The sequence below is a fragment of the Dyella sp. genome, from assembly GCF_035277725.1.
Classification (GTDB): domain Bacteria; phylum Pseudomonadota; class Gammaproteobacteria; order Xanthomonadales; family Rhodanobacteraceae; genus Dyella_B.
In genome coordinates, this window is sequence record NZ_DATEJY010000176.1 from 1 (window position 1) to 19,403 (window position 19,403).

The window sequence follows — 19,403 nt, forward strand, 5'->3', positions numbered from 1 at the left end:
TTACTCCACGCTTCGTGAAGAAGCTGAACGCGTTCGCTGTCAGTTCGACGCAAGCGAACCGCCGAGATCCTGCATTTCTGCTCCAAAACAACGTCAAAAACTCGCCTATGTGTGATGTGAAGAAGCGTCTGTTTTTTTAACGGACTCTTCCACGCGAAGGAGTCGACCTGATGCATGCAAGGCATGCACGACGACACATCCATCACGCGTAAACCCTCGCATGCGGCGCCTTAGCAAAAACCTGCCCGCGATTTGACGCCACGCATGACGTATCGCGCACATCATCATGACGAAGCACATTCATGAATGTGCAGGATTGCAAGACATTCCATGTCGCATTGCACACATAACGAACACGGACCCATAGCGACAATTGCGCAACGAATCCACGCTGAGCACATCCTTTTATGTCTTCACGTATGCAAATTTCGCTATCGAAGCGGGAGGCGCCGCTGATTACCACATATGAGCCGTGCGACCTGATCCCGTCACGCCAACTTCATATCCATACACACATCGAAAGAGCCATCCGTAGCGAGGAAACTCGCTGGAACAACGCATCCCACGTTTGATTCATAGGAGCGCTTACAGTCAAAGCGTCGCAGCATATATCACCTGGCTCATCGCGAAGGAAAGCAGGGGCTTCGCGCCACATTAAAAACTGTCTGTAGTTGGGAGAACCGATGAGTTACCGCGCGCTTATTTCTTGCGTCATCGCCATGCTTTCTGCTGCAGTCGCATTGATATTCCTCTATCACCACGCCGAATCGATCGGTCTGGTGGATAAACCGAGCGAACGAAAGCGGCATGTGGGCAACATTCCTCTTATCGGCGGACTTTCCGCCTTGTTCGGCGTCATCGCCGGCATGTGCTTCGAAGGCGAATCGCTGCTGTTTACCAATGCGCTGCTTGGCACCGGTGCTGTGCTTGCACTGACCGGCGCCCTCGACGACCGTTTCGACCTCAGCGTGCGCAGCCGGTTGCTGGTTCAGACCGCGGCCGTGCTCACCATGATCTATTGCACGCACACCTACATCCACACGCTCGGCCATCTGTTCGGCTACAACCTGGAACTTGGCGCGTTCGGCATCCCGTTGACCCTGCTCTCGGTGATCGGCCTGCTCAATGCCTTCAACATGATGGATGGCATCGACGGCCTGGCCGGCATGCTGACGCTGGTGAGCATTGGCGCCATCACGGTGTATCAAGGCATTTCGCAATGGCACAGCGTCATTCTGTTGCTGCTGCTTGCGGCGGCATTGCTGCCTGACCTGGCCGCCAACCTGGATCTGCTCGGACGCAAAGTGTTCCTGGGCGATGCCGGTAGCATGATGATCGGCTACTTCCTGGCGTGGACGCTCATCCAGCTCAGCCAGCAGGCGCAGCCGCACCTGTCGACGGTCGACGTGCTGTGGTGCGTCGCGCTGCCGGTGCTCGACACCCTGCAAGTGATGGTGCGCCGCCTTCGCGAAGGCAAATCGCCGTTCAAGCCGGACCGCGGCCATATCCATCACATCATGATGAATGCCGGTTTCAGCGCGCACACCACGCTGGTGATGCTGGTGGGCCTGGCGATGACGCTGGTGTACGTCGGCACGTGGACGCGCCATCTCACGCATGGCAGCAACCTGCTCGCCTTTGCGTCGGTTACCGCGATCTACGTCGTGCTGATGGGCCGCATCTACCGCATGCAGCTGGCCAGCAAAGCCATGGTGGCCACGGCGCGGACGATCGGTGCATCGCAAAAGCTCTCGCTCGCCGCACCGTTGCAGCCGACTACCGTCGGGCCTTACCAGGAGCATGAAAACGAAACTCATCAGGAAAGCGTGGATTCGTCGGAGCAACAGCAGGCGTGAACGCATGAATGCGTCTATCACCCGCGGCGTCATCATCGATGGGAAAACATGCCATTGCTTACCACTGATCGAGCAAGCAACACTCCCCGGACAGCGTCGCCGCCATCGGCCGCTGCCGCGGCGGACGTGGAAGGCTCCGAAACCGAAGGGCGCGGCGCCAGCCTCGCGCCCGTCAGCGCGGTCGTACCTTGCTACCGTTGCGCGCATACCATCGGGCAGGCGGTAGCATCGATCGCCGCCCAAACGCTTCGCCCTGCCGAAGTGCTGCTGGTGGACGACGGCAGCGGGGATGGTACGTTGCAGCAATTGGAAGCGCTTGCACGGAGCTACCCACCGGGGTGGATCAAAGTCATTGCGCTACCGCGCAATGCCGGTCCGTCTGCCGCACGCAACCGTGGCTGGGATAACGCGCGCCAGCCGTGGATCGCCTTTCTCGATGCCGACGACAGCTGGCATCCGCAAAAACTGCAGTGGCAGATGGAAGCCCTGCGGCATGATCCGGAGATCGTGCTGATCGGGCACGCCATGAACGTGCAGTCGCGCACTGCGCCGCCGCCCGCGCTCCGGCAGCCGCCGCAGGTGCGCGTGCTGGCACGCCATCTGCTGATGATGCGCCATCCGTTTCCCACCGCATCGATCGTTCTGCGCCGCGATCTGCCCTTTCGCTTCGACGAGACACGCAAGCGTGCCGAAGATTTCCTGCTATGGGCACAGATCCTGCTGTCCGGCTATCGCTGCGCCAAGCTTGAGCAAGTGCTCGCGTCGTATCACAAGCCGCCGTTCGGCGCCGGCGGACTCAGCGGCGACATGAACGCGATGTACGTCGCTGCCATCGACGTTCGCCGCCATCTGCATCGCACCGGCCTGCTGGGCTGGTGGCAATGGCAGCTGGTGGAAGCGGTGGCGTGGTTGCGCCATCTGCGACGACGCACGTTGAACGTTATTCGCCGTCCTCACGGCGCACGACCCACCCGCTACGGCGTTTGAGCATCGAACATGGCCACCCACACTGCTTCTTACGTCGGATACTCCCGCCCGTCGAACATCACCACCAATGCGCGGGTGATTCTTAGCATCATCCTGTTGGTGCCGGTATTCCTGTTTACCGACCTGGTGGTCGGGTTGCGCGGCATCGACGTGGGTAGCGATACCGCCGTCTATGCGAAAGTGTTCAGCGAACTGCGCAATCACCTGGTGGAGTCGCGCTTCGAACCTGGCTTCCTGCTGCTGACCCGTCTATTGAGCGGTCTCGGCTTCAGCTTGCAGGCGTACCAGTGCGTGCTGTTCGGTTTGCTGCTGGTAATGGTGGTGCTCGCGTCGCGCCGGTATTTCGATTATCTGGGCAGTTCGCGCGGCTTTTTCACGTTTCTTAGTGCCAGCGTGATGTTCATGCTGTTTTCGCCGATGTTCGTGAACGCGTCGATCAATGCGGTCCGGCAGGGATTGGCCTCGCTGCCGGTATTCATGGCCTTGCTCGCGTTCCATCAACGGCAATGGCGGGATTTCTTTATTTTCGGGATAGTCGCGACCTGCTTCCACTATTCGTCGCTGGTGTATCTGGCCTGTGCGCCGTTATTGCTGATCAACCTGAAATTCCTGCGAATTGCCGCCATCATTGGCTTCATCGCTTATTGCAGCGGGCTCACATTAATTGTGGTGCGCTCGGCCGTTCCATCGCTCTATGACGCCGTGATGGATTATGAACTTGGTTCCAAATACAAATCGGGCGTGCGCATCGATTTCGCGCTGTTCTCCATCTTCTGGTACCTGCTTCCGCTCTTTTTGTCGGGCCTGGTGCGCAAGCCCTACAGCACGCGCCTGAAGGACAGTACGGCGGTGTATCTGGTCATGCTGCTGCCGTTCTTTCTGCTGGGTTGGGGCAACTTCTCCAACCGTTACCTGCTTTCGGCCTACCTGGCCATATCCCTGATGGTGGCTGCCATCTTCTTCCATAGTCGCTTATCGATGCTTCGCAATCCCATCCTGCTGCGCGTCGGACTCATCGTGTCCTGCGCGGTCTTCTATTACTACGTATCCAATCAGGTTCTCGTATGAATGCATCGCTGCAATGTGAGGACGTACCCGTCGCCATGGGCCAGAGAATCCAGATCAATACCTCGCCCAACGACAACGCGTGGGATTTCTCGCCGCTTGCCGGCTATGGGCAAGGCCTGGCGGCGATCGATCCGGTATCGATCGCCGACATTCTGCGCAATGGCTTCGTCTATGAGCCGCACACCATCTATAAAGACGTAAAAATCGCCGCGACCGGTTTCGACCCGTCGCAAGATATGTTTGACAATCCCCGCTTCCATTACCTTTACCAACCCGCTCTTGCCTCGCCGCGTCCACCGCTCGACGCCATTCACAGCCGCAAATTATTGGAGACGTACCATAGCCTGCTATGCGAGGCGGTGATGCGCACGACATCCGGCATGCGTGCACCGTGGCTGTTGCAGAGCGGCGGCAAGGATTCCACCTCCATGGCGATCGCCGTGGCCGACGTGCGACCGGATACCACCTGCATCACTTATCTGGGTGGCAGGGAAGAGAACGAAGTCGCCTCGGCACGTTTCGTTGCGAACAAGCTCGGTCTGCGGCATGAAACCCTGGTGTGCGATCCCGGTCGCGCCTACGACCGCTACCTCGCCATGCTACCGCGCATGCCGTTGCTGACGGCGGATTTTGCAACCTTGTCGTATGTGGATCTGGCCACCGAAATAAGCCTGCAGCAAGGCGACGGCATGATCGATGCGCTGGGTTCGGATCAATATTTTGGTGTTCCGCTGCATTGGCCGGACCGCGTGCTGGCGATGCTCGCGCGGAGCATGCACGTGCCACAGTCGTTGTTCAAATGGCCGCTGGTCCGCCGGAACTTCAAGCTTTGCGTCGTGCTGGCAACCTTGCAGATGAACGAGTTCGAACGCTTCTTCCCCGGTTCGCGTTTCAGCGATACCGAAGTGGATGCCTTGCTGGGCAAACCGCTTGCATCGCTGTCCCGCCGTCGCGTGGACGTCTTCAAGCCTGATCTCGATGTAGCCGGTTCTGCCGAAGCCGTGCGCCGACTTTCGCTGGTGATCGGCGAGTCCGCTCACCTGGCCAAGGGCATGCACTCGGCCGCGGCGACCTCGTTGCGGCTTGCCTATCCCTATGCCGATCCTCAATTCCGCGACTGGGTTTTCAAGGATGTTCCGGACGAATTGCTGATCGGCCCGGGTGGCGTGAACAAGGTCTTGATGCGCCAATACATCGACCGGCACTTCCACAACCTGCCCTACGTGAAGACCAAAGGCTGCTTCCGCTTCGACGTACGCGGCCTGGCACGGCAACGCTTCGACCAGGTCTACAACTTCGCACAGCAGACGCAGGCACTGGTACCGGGTGCACCGAGCTGGCTGGAAACCCATCGCGACCGCCTTGGCAACAAATACTTCGCTTCCAAGTTCTATCTGCTCGCCATGGTGCTGCCATGGCTGTACAGCCGCATGCGGCATACCTCTCCCGTTGACGATTTTCGCAGTGCCGAGGCAGTTGCATCATGACGCCAGCCGCCGGGCCACTGAGAAAACGGAACAGCTGCGGACGAATGTCCGTCCGCGCCAAAGGATTCCGGTGATCTCATGAGAGCCAGCACGATCTCGCACCATCTGCCGACTGGCCCGCGCTTAACCCGCATCCAGGTCAACGCGTCGCCCTACCAGCGCGGCGTGGATTTTTCGCCGCTTGCGGGACTCGACCCGGGCAACGCGCCACTGGACCTGGTGTCCATTGCCGATCTGCTGCGCAACAGCTTTGTGTATCCGCCCCACTCCATCTATCGCGATGCAAAGGTTGCCTTTTCAGGCTTCGATCCATCGACAGATCTGCACAATAACCCCACCTTCCGCTTCCCCTTCCGCACGACGCATGCCAGATCGGAAAGCCATGCGAGTGAAGCGGACACCACTGCGCTGACGCAAACCTATCATCGCCTGCTGTGCGACTCGGTAAAGCAATCCCTCGCCGGCAACCGTACCCCCTGGTTGATGCAGAGCGGCGGCAAGGATTCCACTTCGATGGCCATCGCCATCGCCGAAGCACGCCCCGATACCGCCTGCCTTACCTATCTTGGCGGCACCGAGGAAAACGAAGTGGCCTCGGCGCGCTTCGTCGCCAGGAAGCTGGGCTTGCGGCATGAAATGCTGGTGTGCGACCCGGGCCGCGCTTACGACCGCTACCTCGCCATGCTGCCGCGCATGCCCTTGTTGAGCGCTGATTTCGCCACCTTGTCCTACGCGGACCTCGCAACCGAAGTGCGCTTGCTGGGTGGTGATTGCATCGTCGATGCGCTGGGTTCCGATCATTATTTCGGTGCGCCGATGCACGGCAGGGATCATATGCTCAGGCTGCTTTCGCGCAGCCTGCGGCTTCCGCCGGGCCTGTTCCGCTGGCCTGTGATAAGAAACCATTTCGAGCTGTGCTTTGCGCTCGCCACTTTACAGATGAGCAGATTCGAGCGCTTTTTCCCCGGCTCGCGCTTCAGCGATGCGGAGGTGGATGAACTGTACGGCTGGAACATCTCGGCACGCTCGCGACAACGCATGGAAACGTTCCGCGCCGAACTTGCCGCCGCCGATTCCACCGAAGTGCAGCGCATCATCGCGTTCACCTTGCTCGAAGCACCCGCCATGGGCAAAGGCATGTACGCGGCCAAGGCGATGGGGCTGCGCGTGGCATACCCCTATTGCAACGCGCCGCTGCGCGACTGGATTCTCCACCGCGTACCGCGCGACCAGCTGATCGGCCCGGGTGGCGTCAACAAGTTGCTGATCCGCCGGCACATTGCCGGGCGTTTCGCCGAACTGCCGTATGTAAGCACCAAAGGCTCCTTCCGCTTCGATCTGCGTGGGTTGGCCAAGCAGCGCTTCGACCAGGTGTATGCCTTTGCGCAGCAGTCGCGCGCCATCCTGCCGGGCGTGCCGCGCTGGCTGGAAGTTCATCGGCGTCTGCTCGACAACAAGTTCTTTGCGTCGAAGTTCTACTTGCTCGCGGTCACGCTGCCGTGGCTGGCGAGCCGCAGCAACCTGCATCCTCCCGACCGGTCGGCACGGCCGACGCCTATCACCCGGAAACCATGACCCACACCGCCGCCCGTTCTCGTTTTCGTATGCCACGGCGCCGCTCGCTGCACGCCTTGTGGCTGGCCTTGCCGCTGGCCGCGCTGTACGCGTGGAGCACGTCCAGTTACGCGGGATCGCAGCTAGGCACCGCCGGCACCGTCATCAATGTGCGCGACAAAGGCGCCAAGGGCGATGGCGTGCATGACGACACCCATGCGATTCAATCGGCCATCGACAGCCTGCCCGCAAAAGGCGGCACGGTACTGGTACCGAAAGGCACTTACATGATCGATGCGATGCGCTCGATCAACCTGCGTTCCAACATGACGCTACAGCTCGCACCGGACGCCACCATTGCGGCGCTGCCCAATAGTTCGCAGCGGTCGTACATGATCAAGGTCTGGAACGTCAACAACGTCAACATCACCGGCGGCACCATCATTGGCGAACGCGAGGGACACACCGGCGCAGGCGGCGAATGGGGTTACGGCATCAATATCCAGGCGTCCAACCATGTGCATGTCTCCGACGTGCACATCGCTCATTGCTGGGGCGATGGCATGTGGATCGGCGCACTTGGCAAAGCTCCCAATGCCGTACCGTCCACCGACGTATCGGTCGACAACGTCGTTTCCACCGAGAACCGCCGCCAGGGACTTTCCATCGGTCCGGTCAATGGCGTCACCATCACCAACTCCACCTTCAGCAATACGCACGGCACCATGCCGCAGTCCGGCATCGACATCGAGCCGCAAACGCAGGGCCAGGCGAACAACATCACCATCGACCATTGCAACTTGATCGACAACCGCGGCAGCGGGCTGGAAATCCACAGCAATGTCAGCAACGTGACGGTGAAGAACAGCACCATCACCAACAACTACGGTTATGGCGTGCTGACCGTGGATGCCGCCACGCAAGTGACCCTCAACGCCAACACCATGACCGGCAACGGCCTGGCCGGGCTTTCCATCGCCGGGCACAGCAGCTACGTGCGCGCCACCGGCAACACGCTCGGCAACAACAGCGCGCGCTATCCGATGAAAACGGATTCGCCGCAGGCCAAGAACAGCAGCTTCATACGCGGGCGGCAACTGGAGGTGAAAGATGCTGCCAATCAGATCACCACGGATAGCAACACATTTTCACCGCAAACGGATTGGCATTGACGACACGCCTGGCGCTGCGCAAGCAAAGCTTGCGAGCAACTTACGATTGTCAATGCAGGATCACGCGTTACGGATACCCGCAATAAACGCGTCACGATGCGCATGCATGAGAAGGACAAAACCTGCACGAACCATGCACGCCGCTACCAGCAATCTTGTGCTTGAACATAACGCGGAGCAACGTTGATTATGCAGCCGACTCATCACACGCCAATCCCGGATCCATCGGCAACATCCGTTAGCCGATTGGCCGAGCACGGCGGTGATGCACCGCACTTGCCGGTGAACGACAACGCACCGGTAAGCGTGGTGATACCGTGCTATCGCTGCGCGCGTTTCATCGAACACACCGTGGCCTCGGTAGCTGCACAAGCGATGAAACCCGCCGAGGTGTTGCTGGTGGAAGACGGCAGTGGCGATGGCACGCTGGAAGAATTGCACCGTGTTGCCAGCACGTATCCGCCGGGCTGGGTAAAAGTCATCGCCATGCCGCGCAACGGCGGGCCATCGGCGGCACGCAATCGCGGCTGGGCACACGCGAGCCAACCATGGATTGCCTTTCTGGATGCCGACGATAGTTGGCATCCGCAGAAGTTGAAGCTTCAGATGGAAGCCTTGGCTGACGATCCGCAGGCGATGCTGATCGCCCACGACATGAACGTGCAGTCGCGCACCGCGCCGTCACCCGCACTGGATTACCCGCTGCTCGTGACCCATGTGCTGGCGCATCACCTGTTCCTGCGGCGCACTCAATTTCCCACCGCTTCGATCATTCTGCGCCGCGACCTGCCCTTCCGCTTCGACGAATCGCGCCGGCTGGCGGAAGATCTTCTGCTATGGGCGCAGATCCTGTTGTCCGGCTATCGCTGCATACGACTCAATCAGGTGCTCGCTTCGTACCACAAGCCGCCGTATGGCGCTGGTGGACTCAGCAACGACCTGGTCGCCATGAACAAGGCGGTCGTGGACGTGCGCCGAACCCTGCACAAGCAAGGCCTGCTGAGCTGGTGGCTGTGGCGGCTTGCCGATGCGGTGGGTGTGCTTCGCTATGCACGCCGCTGGGTGATCACGCTCACGCGCCGCCGTGAAGAACTGGTACTGGCGCGGCGCAACGCGGCTTCGTGATTCGCGCTATCGACAGTTCATGCACTGCAAGGCCATCCAGCATCGCCAGCAACGCCAATGCCCCATGCGGCGCAGCTTTGCCGCCATGATGCCGCGCAGATTCAACACGACAGCGCCCGAGGGGCGCGGCGTGCAGCACCCGCGACATCGCTATACCGGGAACCACGTTCTGACCATTACATCACGGATGCCCTTATGAAACTCATCTTCTTTGCCAATACCGACTGGTACCTCTACAACTTCTGTGTTTCCACCGCGCTTCAGCTGCGCAAGGACGGCCATGAAGTGGTGATGCTGTCTCCGCCCGGCCCCTTCGGCGCGCGTTTTGCCGCGCACGGATTCCGCTGGATCCAGTTGCCGATGGATCGCGCCAGCCTCAACCCGCTGCGCGAAGCGGCAACGCTGAGCCGGCTGATCTCGATATTGCGCGAAGAACAACCCGATCTGCTGCACAACTACACCATGAAATGCGTCGTCTACGGCGCGTTGACCGCGCGCCTCGCCCGCGTACCCGCCGTGGTCAACGCCGTGGCCGGCATGGGTTATGTGTTCACCAGCGACGCCCTCAAGGCGCGCATGCTGCGTCCGCTGGTCAAGGCGCTGATGCGCATGACGCTGAGCGATCATCGCTCGCTGCTGATCCTGCAGAATCCCGATGACGTGATGTCGTTTACCGATGCGGGCCTGATCTTGCCGGAACGGATCCGCCTGATCCGCGGCACCGGCGTGGACACCATGATGTTCCACCCGGCGGTGCCGCCGCTGCATCCCGATGGGCGCCTGCGCGTATTGCTGGCGGCGCGCCTGTTGCGTGAAAAGGGCATTCCGGAATTTGCCGAGGCCGCCGCGCTGTTGCGCCAATGGGGCCACGACGTGGAATGCGTGCTCGCCGGCACGCCCGACCCTGGCAATCCGCATTCCGTGCCGGAAGAGCAAGTCCGTGAATGGGTGGACGCAGGGCTTATCCGCTGGCTGGGCCACGTCGACGACATGCCTGGCCTGCTCAACACCGTGCATGTGATGGTGTTGCCCAGCTACTACCGCGAAGGCGTACCGAAATCGTTGTTGGAAGGTGCTGCCTGTGGCCTGGCGCTGATCACCACCGATCGTCCGGGCTGCCGCGAGGTGGTGAGCAAGGACGGCGTGGATGGCTTGCACGTGGAAGCACAAAGCGCGATGTCGTTGGCCAAGTGCATCGCGCGCCTGGATAACGATCGCAACCTGCTCACGCAGCTGGGCCAGCGGTCGCGCCAGAAAGTGTTGCGTGAATTCGACGAGCGCGCGGTGATCCAGAAAACCATCGACGTCTACGGCGAACTGACCACGCCTTACACGCACGTCTCCGCGTCACGCTCCGTTTCCTGATATTCAGCCGAACGTTGTGACCGGAACGCAGCGACCAGGCTGGTCGAGGGCGGCGTGTGTTTCACGCTCCAGCCGCGCGGCCCTGCGTCCCCGTCATCACCAGACGCTTTCCGTACACACACGTGATGAAAATGCGCCGGCTTGCGCACGCTTCGTTTACATCCACGCGACGAGCTGGCGGGCCTAATGCATGGTGAGTTTTGGGTCGCTTACCCGGTACATGGGACTAAGAGCTGGATTCACGTTGCCGAGACATATCGTTGATCGCGCCACACGTCGTGGCCTTGGCACGTTGGAACCCACGTTTTTCTGGCCTGAATTAGGAATCTAGGGATGAAGGTGCTCGTCTGCGGCGGGGCTGGATACATCGGTTCGCACATGGTGCGCTGCTTGCTCGCTCACCGGCACGAACCGATCGTTTACGACAATTTGTCGACCGGACACCGCCAGGCCATTGACGAGGTGCCACTGATCGTTGGCGATATTGGAGACGCGAACACCATGCGCGCGGCATTCGGCCAGCACCGCTTCGACGCCGTCATTCACCTGTGCGCGCATTCGCTGGTGGGCGAGTCGATGAAAAAGCCCTACGACTACTATCAGAACAACGTCGGCGGAACGCTGTGCCTGTTGAACGCCATGCGCGAAGCCGGCGTCTCGAAACTGGTCTTTTCATCCACCGCCGCCGTATTTGGCCAGCCCAGCACCCCGCTGGTCGACGAAGAGCACTCCGCGCGTCCGATCAATCCTTACGGCGCGAGCAAATGGATGGTCGAACGCATACTGGCCGATGCGGCGCCTGCCTACGGCCTGCGCTCGGTATCGCTGCGCTATTTCAATGCCGCGGGCGCCGATCCCTCCGGCGATATCGGCGAATCGCACGATCCGGAGACGCATCTTATTCCGAACATTTTGCGCGCAGCGCTCGGGCACAGTTCGTCACTGAAAATCTTCGGCGACGATTACCCGACCAAAGACGGCACCTGCGTGCGCGATTACATCCACGTAAACGACCTGGCCGAAGCGCACCTGAGCGCCATCCATTTCATGGACAAACATGACGGCGCGCATTGTTTCAATCTGGGAAGCAGCAACGGCTTCACTGTTCTTGAAGTCATTGAAGCGGCCAAACGCGTCACCGGCGCGGAGATCGCGTTCGAGCGCGCATCGCGCCGCGCCGGCGATCCGCCTGTGTTGGTGGCCTCCAATGCCAAGGCGCGCGCGCATCTAGGTTGGAGCCCGGCCATCACAAACATCGACGACATTGTAAGAAGCGCCTGGCGCTGGCATAGCCAAGCGCGCTATTGACCGCCATCGACAGCGGCACGCGGGCCAGGAAGGTAGTAAAACAAGCATCATCAACGGCATCACTCAATGAAATTTATCTTCTTTGCCAACACCACCTGGTATCTCTACAACTTCCGGCTCGCCACCGTCCAGCGCCTGCTCGCGGATGGGCATGAAGTCGTGATGGTGTCGCCACCTGGCAAATTCGGCAAACGCCTGGTCGAGCATGGTTGCCGCTGGATACCGCTGGCCATGGAACGCGCCAGCCTCAACCCATTGCGCGAACTGGCCACGTTGAGCCGTCTTGTCAACGTGTTCCGACGCGAGCGGCCCGACATCGTGCATGGTTTTACGTTGAAATGCGCCATCTACGGAACCCTTGCCGCGCGCATCGCACGTGTTCCGGCCATGGTCAGCGCGGTATCCGGCATGGGTTACGTCTTTACCAGCGATGCGCTCAAGGCGCGCTTGCTGCGGCCGCTCGTCAGGAGTCTGCTGCGCATCGCCCTGAGCGGCAAACGATCGCTGCTGGTATTGCAGAACCATGACGACGCCCTGGCGTTTTCACAGGCCGGCCTGGTTGCGCCGGACAGAGTGCGCGTCATTCTCGGTTCGGGCGTCAACACCTTCCGCTTCCATCCCTCCAATCGCACCACGCATCGTTACGAGCGGCTGCGCGTGTTGCTTGCCGCCCGCCTGCTGGAGGAAAAGGGCGTACGCGAATTCATCGAAGCGGCTGCGATCCTGCGCAAGCGCGAGCGCGACATCGAATTTCTACTGGCCGGCACGCCCGATCCGGGCAACCCGCATTCGATCTCGCGCGCCGAATTACGCCGCTGGACGGAAGCGGGACTGGTGAACTGCCTGGGACACGTCAACGACATGCCGGCGCTGCTCGGCAGCGTGCACGTGATGGCCTTGCCCAGCTATTACCGCGAAGGCGTACCCAAGTCGCTGATCGAAGGCGCTGCCGCCGGCTTGGCGCTGATCACCACGGATCGGCCGGGCTGCCGCGAAGTAGTGACGCAAGATGGCGTGGATGGCTTGCGCGTCGAACCGCGCAACGCCGAAGCGCTGGCAGACTGCATTGCCCGGCTGGATGACGATCGCGACTGGCTGGTGCAACTGGGCGATCGCGCGCGCGAGCAGGCGTTGAAGAAATTCGACGAACGCCTGGTGATCCAGCAAACACTCGACGTGTACGCCGAATTGCTTCATCCGGATGGCAGCGATGCAGAAGCCATGCGGACTGTGCCTTGAATGATGAATACGTGGAATCGATCAGAGCATCCTTAAGCTTTGCGCAAGCCTTTCCACGCGCCCTGCACCGTTTCATGGCGAAACGCATACATTTCCATCGCTATGCTGCGTTGCACGGCGATGCATGTTGCACTCGCATCGCTGGCTGAAGGACTTTGCACGCGCCTACCGGTTTTCATGTGGTAGCGCACACATGCCAATGGCCATGGAACTACTCACGGTTATCGGCCCCTTTTCGCCATCCTGCCCCGTGTGGAGGACGGTCGTACCGATGCGCATGAATCGCCGCACAGTTAACCAGGGCCCAGTATGAACTTACCCCGCACGGAACATCGCGCGCGCCCCACCGCAACCGTGAAGATCCAGATCAATACGTCTCCTGCTTCGGGCGAAATTGATTTCAGCCCGCTGGCCAGGCATGAACGCAACATTTCCGTTGTCGACAAAGTGTCGGTCGCCGACGTATTTCGCAATGCCTTCGTGTATCCGCCGCATACCATTTATGCGGACGTGAAGATTGCCGCGACAGGCTTCGACCCTGCGCAAGACATGTATGACGATCCGCAGTTTCATTTTGCGTTTCATTCTGCGCGGGCAACTGCGCGTCCGCGTTCGGAGGACGTGGAAGACGATGTACTGATCGATACCTACCATCGCTTGCTGTGCCAGGCCATCACACGCGCAACGCGCGGCATGCATGCGCCATGGCTGCTGCAAAGCGGGGGCAAGGATTCCACTTCGATGGCCATCGCACTGGCTGAAGCACGCCCGGATACCACCTGCCTTACCTATCTCGGCGGCAAGGAAGAGGACGAAGTCGCCTCGGCGCACTTCGTGGCGCAACACCTGGGACTTCGACATGAAGTGCTGGTGTGCGATCCGGGCCGCGCATACGACCGCTATCTGGCGATGCTCCCTCGCCTACCCTTGCTTTGCGCGGATTTTGCCGCGCTTTCCTATGCCGACCTTGCCACCGAAGTGGCACGGCATCAGGGTGACGGCATTCTTGATGCGCAATGCGCCGATCAATATTTCGGCGTGCCGCTGCGCCGACAGGATCGCATCATGTCCATGCTGGCGCGCGGGCTACGCGTACCACCGGGCCTGTTCCGCCTGGCCAGCACCAATTTTCCGCTTTGCGTGGCGCTCTCCACGCTGCAGATGGATCGCTTCGAACGCAACTTTCCCGGTTCGCGTTTCAGCGACAGCGAAGTGGACGATCTCTTCGGCGACCCCATTGCCGCGCAGTCGCGACAACGCATGCAGGTATTCCAGGCCGACATCGCCGCGGCCGTCACGCCGGAAGCGCAGCGCCGGCTTGCGGTGGCGATCGGCGAATCCTCCAATCTCGGCAAAGGCATGTACGCGGCGCGTGCGATGTCATTGCGCCTGGCCTATCCCTACGCCGATCCGCAATTCCGCGACTGGGTTTTCCATCAGGTGCCGGATGATCGATTGATCGGCCCTGGCGGTGTGAGCAAGGTGCTGATGCGGCAATACATTGCCGAGTGCTTCGAGCAATTGCCGTATGTCAAAGCCAAGGGCAGTTTCCGCTTCGATCTGTGCGGGCTGGCCAAGCTGCGTTTCGATCAGGTGTACGCCTATGCCCAGGAGGTAAAAGCACTACTGCCGGGCGCAACGCGATGGCTGGACGCACATCGCAAATTGATGGACAACAAATTCTTCGCGTCCAAGTTCTACCTGCTCGCCATTGTTCTTCCGTGGTTGTTGAGTCACACGAGCGGCCGCGCCAATCGATAGGACGGCCTTGCAGCAAAACCGATCTGCAGAGAGGGAGCGCATGCGATGATCAGTTATTCTCAACTCAACCCGATTCCTGTTTCCAGCTTTGGCCACGACAGCCAGGCAGGCATTCCCGGCCCGATCATCAACGTGCGCGACATGGGCGCAAAAGGCGACGGCCGGACTGACGATACCGAAGTCTTCCAGCTGGCCGTGGACGCCGTGCCGCTCACGGGCGGAACGCTTATCGTGCCGCGCGGCGATTACCGGATCGATGTCGAACAATCGATCACGCTGCATTCGAACATGTTGTTCTTGATGGACCCGGCCGCGACATTGGCCGCGCTTGCCACCAACACTTCGCTATATCGAATGATCCGGGTGTGGCATGCAAACAACGTGCGTATCGTCGGTGGCCGCCTGGTCGGCGAGCGGCGCCTGCATGTCACCGATCCGGTACATACCGATCCTGGACAAAACGAACAAGGGTTTGGCATCAGCATCCAGAGTTCGAACAACATCGTCGTCAGCGACGTGCATGTATCCGATTGCTGGGGCGATGGCATATGGGTGGGCGCCTTCGGGAGCGAACGCGATGAGCGGTTCAATCAGGAGTACGCCGATTTTCCCAAGCACGTCCCCTCGAACAATGTGCTGATCAACCGTGTGACATCCACTCAAAATCGCCGCCAGGGTCTTTCCATCGGGCCGGTGGAAAACATGATGGTGACCAATTCCACTTTCAGCTTCAGCGGCCCCGGTCCCGGCCCGCAAGAAGCTACCGATCCGATGGCGGGCATCGATATCGAGCCGCAGGGCCAGGGCTACGTGCGCAACGTCGTTGTCAGCCACTGCATCATGACGCGCAATCGCGGTACGGGCATGGAGATCCACGGCAACGTGGTGGGTGTTTCAGTGCACGATTGCACGATCTGCGACAACTTCGGCTACGGCTTCGTCACCCACGAAGAATCCAATCCATGGTGGCGAGAGAAGGAACTCACCGGACTGAGCTTTACCAGCAACAACGTCACCCGCAATGGGCTGGAAGGCACGATCATTCTCGGCAAGACCAATTGCGCGCTGCTTGCCGACAACATTTTGGCAGGCAATGGATTTCGCTATCCGTTCAAGCCTGGCGACGGCCCTTACGACGAATGGGCGACATCGCACGGAGCGCTTTCGCCAACAGCGATCGGCATCCTCGACGGCGTTGAACCAGATCCGGATAAATCGACCGGCGCCGATTTGCTCGTGCAGAACACCACGACCAACGTAAGGCTGCGCAACAACACGTACACCAACAAGCGCGACCCGGATGAGGAATTCGGCGATCCGATCGGCTATCCGATCGATTGATACTGGCAAGTCGGATCCCGTTCGAACAACACGAGCAGGTTGGGTAGAGGCAAAGCCGAACCCCAATCTGCCTCGCGATAAATGCAAACTTGAAGTTAGTGACATGTTCGAATTTTGTCATTCCGCGTAAAAAGCAACGCTCTCGCCCACTCCATTTAAGAGCGAGTCATCATCAAGGCGAGGATTTGAAGCGACACATCGTTTTGAAATCACGTGCGCGAATGCACATGGATTCATTCTGGCAACAATCAAAAAAAGCGCATACGTATAGGCGAAAAATGCCAATTTCTTCGCACGCATGATGAGCAGCGCAGCGGCATGTCCACAATCATTCTTCGTTCTTCGCAGGCAGCTTCTTCGCAGCGAAACGAATTAGTGTGAAAAATGGCAAGCACAAGTCAGTGGCCCATAGTGTGAGCTAGTGCCGTGTTTCACATTTGCATGTAGTACGTGAATGATTGACTCTAGACGGACTTTTGACGAACTAGAGGCTGTTTACGTGCTTAAAAAAAGGCATTTGCTGCGTGACTCGCTGATGAAGTCCATCCCGCACAAGGGCCCGTCCCCTTCCCATTCATCTCATTCCCGTTCCACCCGACATTTGAAACGTCTTGCAGGCATCGGCGCTTCGCTGGCCCTGCTTTCAGTAGCACTCCCGGCCGCCGCCACGCAGTGGTGGAGCCAAACTCCCTACATCTACATCGGCCCCACGGTGGTCAACGTCACCAATTTCGGTGCCAATGGCAACGGTGTGATGGACGACACTGCCGCCTTCCAGGCCGCCATCAATGCATTGCCCGCCAACGGCGGTACGATCGTGGTGCCGAACGGCACGTACATGATCGACGCGACGAAAGGCATCAATCTGCGTTCGAACGTGCGCCTTTCGCTTTGGTCCGGCGCAACGCTCAAGGCCATTCCCAACAACGCCAGCTTCGCCGCCGTGGTGAAGGTGTGGAACGCCAGCAATGTCGAAATTCTCGGCGGGCACATCGAAGGTGAGCGCTATCACCACCTTGGCACCAACGGACTGGGTTATGGCATCAGCATCCAGGAGTCGAGCACCGTTTACGTGCACGACATTACCGTTGCCGACAGCTGGGGCGACGGCGTGCTGGTAGGCACCACCAGCGGCTGGAGAAAGTTCACGCCAGTATCGAACATCACGCTCAATCGCGTCACCAGCACCAACAGCCGGCGCCAGGCCCTGACGATTACAGGTGCCAACCAGGTGTATGTGGTGAACAGCAACCTCAACGGCTCCAACGGCACGGCGCCGCAAGCAGGTATCGACATCGAGCCGCAGACCCTCGGTACCGCAACGTCGATCCGCATCGAGAAATCCGCATTCTCCAACAACATGGGTTGCGGCCTGGAAGTGCACGACGCCGTAAACGGTTTGACGGTGACCGGTAACACCGCCAAGGCCAATCATGGCTACGGCGTATTCACGCTGGGCGCGACCAACGTGACCATCACCAATAACTGGCTTACCCAGAACTACCTGTTCGGTGTAGACATCGATGCCGGCACGCAAAACGTGTCGCTCGGTAACAACACGATCAACTACAACGGTGCGGCCTGGCTGGTTGCCCACGGGGAATCGGTGTTCACGCTCGGCTACGTGCTGCGCGACATCACCATCTCCGGTTCGGCAAGCGGTGTGACGCAGTACGGCAACACCATCACTCCGATGAAACAGTAATAGCTTGACCCTTGGCCATCATTCCCGCGCAAGCGGGAATGATGGCCAAATTATCGGTGCGCATGAAACCGCCGCACACCCAGATACATCGACAACAGCGACGACAGTTCACCGAGTACCGTGGCGAATGCCGCACCCATCACGTGATAATGGGGAATCAATATCACGTTGAACACCACCACGACGAGGGCATTGAAGCCCGTCGCGCCGACGCGATAACGCGTGTGCTTCTCGTTGAGCAGGGCCGTGGTCATGACGGTGCAAAGAAAGCGCGCCGGCACGCAGATCGCCAGCACCATTAGCACTTTCGCCACCTGCTGGTACTTCTCGCCGAAAATCATCGGCACTACCCAGGGTGACACCACCACCAGCGCGCCGCCTACCAAGAGGCCCAGGGCGAGCATCGCCATGCTGCCGTAGCGGAACGCCTTCCAGAATTTGTCGGTATCGTGCGCCGCCCACCGATGCAGCTTGGATAAGAGAAACTTCTGATAGATCGTGGTGGGAATCAGGTAGATCGCCATCATCACGCCCAGCGCAATGCCGAAGATGCCCGCCTGCGCGTTGCTGCTCAGGTACTTCAACAGCACGATGCTGATCGAAAAGAAAATCGTATACAGCGATGCATCCAGACCGTAGGCCCAGGACAGCGACCAGAGTTTGCCCATGCTGGGTGGAGGAGCGACGATCGGATGCTCCGGACGCGGGCCGTGTCCATGCAAGCGAATATCGCCGCGCATCATCGCGCGCAATTCCGGCCAGGCGAGCATCACCATCAGGATCGACGTAGCGCTGAAGCCAACCGCCGCGACCCGCCCGTCCACGCCAGGCAGAAACCATAGCAAGGCTGCCACCATCACGCGGCCACCCGGCGTGATCAACTGCCACCACGCCAGTGATTGATGGCGTTCTTCCAGGCGGAGCTGGCTGCTGATCAAATTGACCACCAGCACACCGAATACCAGAGGCAACAGCAACAGCAGCAGCGGCCGTGCATCCGCTGTCGAGCCGGTAAACGACCACACCACGATCAGCAACAGGCTGGCAACGGTGCTGATGACGATAAAGCGCCACGAAGGTCCCAGCCAGCGGTTGGCCTGCCAACCTTCCACGCCATAGACCTGCAGCCAATACGCCGGCAACCCGAAACCGGCCAGCGATGCGACGATGGTGATGGTCGACAGCGATGACGCAAACAAGCCGTATTCGGACGGTCCCAGCTTGCGTGCGAGTAGGGCTTGCGTAAGAAACGTGAGGACTGCGCCCAATGCAGTCGCGATCCATAGCATCGAGATGGCGCCGAGTGCGTTGCGCCATTCGCGTGGCAAACGATTCAAAAAGGGGATGGAGGAAGCTGAAGAATTCACGTTGGGGCAGCCAGTTTCCTCTCGACTTCGAGAGCGAGTCCAGGTTCAGGGGAAAGCAACGGATTGCG

The 19,403-nt window shown here is 59.8% G+C and carries 14 protein-coding genes; 13 read left to right on the plus strand and 1 reads right to left on the minus strand.

Annotated elements, in window-relative coordinates:
* Positions 1-683: 683 nt before the first annotated feature.
* The 13 genes from VJR68_RS15440 (at position 684) to VJR68_RS15500 (ending at position 17,968) form a co-directional block, all read left to right on the plus strand.
* Positions 684-1,856 carry an undecaprenyl/decaprenyl-phosphate alpha-N-acetylglucosaminyl 1-phosphate transferase gene (locus VJR68_RS15440; protein ID WP_324149117.1) on the plus strand — a complete coding sequence of 391 codons (1,173 nt, stop codon included), beginning with the start codon at positions 684-686 and terminating at the stop codon, positions 1,854-1,856.
* A 48-nt stretch (positions 1,857-1,904) separates the two neighbouring features.
* Positions 1,905-2,843, plus strand: a complete 939-nt coding sequence (locus VJR68_RS15445; protein WP_324149119.1) for a glycosyltransferase family 2 protein — start codon at positions 1,905-1,907, stop codon at positions 2,841-2,843.
* Positions 2,844-2,852: 9 nt separating this feature from the next.
* Positions 2,853-3,911: an EpsG family protein gene (locus tag VJR68_RS15450; RefSeq protein ID WP_324149121.1), complete on the plus strand. Its 1,059-nt coding sequence runs from the start codon at positions 2,853-2,855 to the stop codon at positions 3,909-3,911.
* Between the two features lie 35 nt (positions 3,912-3,946).
* Positions 3,947-5,398 (plus strand): asparagine synthase-related protein, encoded by a 1,452-nt coding sequence (locus VJR68_RS15455; protein WP_324149123.1) that lies wholly within the window; start codon positions 3,947-3,949, stop codon positions 5,396-5,398.
* Between the two features lie 78 nt (positions 5,399-5,476).
* The gene (locus VJR68_RS15460; RefSeq protein ID WP_324149125.1) at positions 5,477-6,973 is read left to right on the plus strand and encodes an asparagine synthase-related protein; all 1,497 of its coding nucleotides are present in this window, start codon (positions 5,477-5,479) and stop codon (positions 6,971-6,973) included.
* Positions 6,970-8,124 (plus strand): right-handed parallel beta-helix repeat-containing protein, encoded by a 1,155-nt coding sequence (locus VJR68_RS15465; RefSeq protein ID WP_324149127.1) that lies wholly within the window; start codon positions 6,970-6,972, stop codon positions 8,122-8,124. Before VJR68_RS15460 ends, VJR68_RS15465 begins: the two co-directional genes overlap by 4 nt.
* 189 nt (positions 8,125-8,313) lie before the next feature.
* Positions 8,314-9,249 carry a glycosyltransferase family 2 protein gene (locus tag VJR68_RS15470; protein ID WP_324149129.1) on the plus strand — a complete coding sequence of 312 codons (936 nt, stop codon included), beginning with the start codon at positions 8,314-8,316 and terminating at the stop codon, positions 9,247-9,249.
* Between the two features lie 195 nt (positions 9,250-9,444).
* On the plus strand, positions 9,445-10,614 hold the full coding sequence (locus VJR68_RS15475) for a glycosyltransferase family 4 protein (RefSeq protein WP_324149131.1): 1,170 nt from the start codon (positions 9,445-9,447) through the stop codon (positions 10,612-10,614).
* A 333-nt stretch (positions 10,615-10,947) separates the two neighbouring features.
* Complete coding sequence (galE, locus tag VJR68_RS15480) at positions 10,948-11,922, plus strand: UDP-glucose 4-epimerase GalE (RefSeq protein ID WP_324149133.1); 975 nt, start codon at positions 10,948-10,950, stop codon at positions 11,920-11,922.
* Between the two features lie 66 nt (positions 11,923-11,988).
* Positions 11,989-13,161: a glycosyltransferase family 4 protein gene (locus tag VJR68_RS15485; protein ID WP_324149135.1), complete on the plus strand. Its 1,173-nt coding sequence runs from the start codon at positions 11,989-11,991 to the stop codon at positions 13,159-13,161.
* A gap of 309 nt (positions 13,162-13,470) precedes the next feature.
* The gene (locus VJR68_RS15490; RefSeq protein ID WP_324149137.1) at positions 13,471-14,922 is read left to right on the plus strand and encodes an asparagine synthase-related protein; all 1,452 of its coding nucleotides are present in this window, start codon (positions 13,471-13,473) and stop codon (positions 14,920-14,922) included.
* 45 nt (positions 14,923-14,967) lie between these two features.
* The gene (locus tag VJR68_RS15495; protein WP_324149139.1) at positions 14,968-16,263 is read left to right on the plus strand and encodes a right-handed parallel beta-helix repeat-containing protein; all 1,296 of its coding nucleotides are present in this window, start codon (positions 14,968-14,970) and stop codon (positions 16,261-16,263) included.
* A 601-nt stretch (positions 16,264-16,864) separates the two neighbouring features.
* A complete protein-coding gene (locus VJR68_RS15500) occupies positions 16,865-17,968 on the plus strand; it encodes a right-handed parallel beta-helix repeat-containing protein (RefSeq protein ID WP_324149141.1) in 1,104 nt (367 codons plus the stop codon).
* 50 nt (positions 17,969-18,018) lie between these two features.
* Here VJR68_RS15500 and VJR68_RS15505 read toward each other — a convergent pair whose 3' ends face one another.
* Complete coding sequence (locus tag VJR68_RS15505) at positions 18,019-19,305, minus strand: lipopolysaccharide biosynthesis protein (protein WP_324149143.1); 1,287 nt, start codon at positions 19,303-19,305, stop codon at positions 18,019-18,021.
* Between the last annotated feature and the right edge of the window lie 98 nt (positions 19,306-19,403).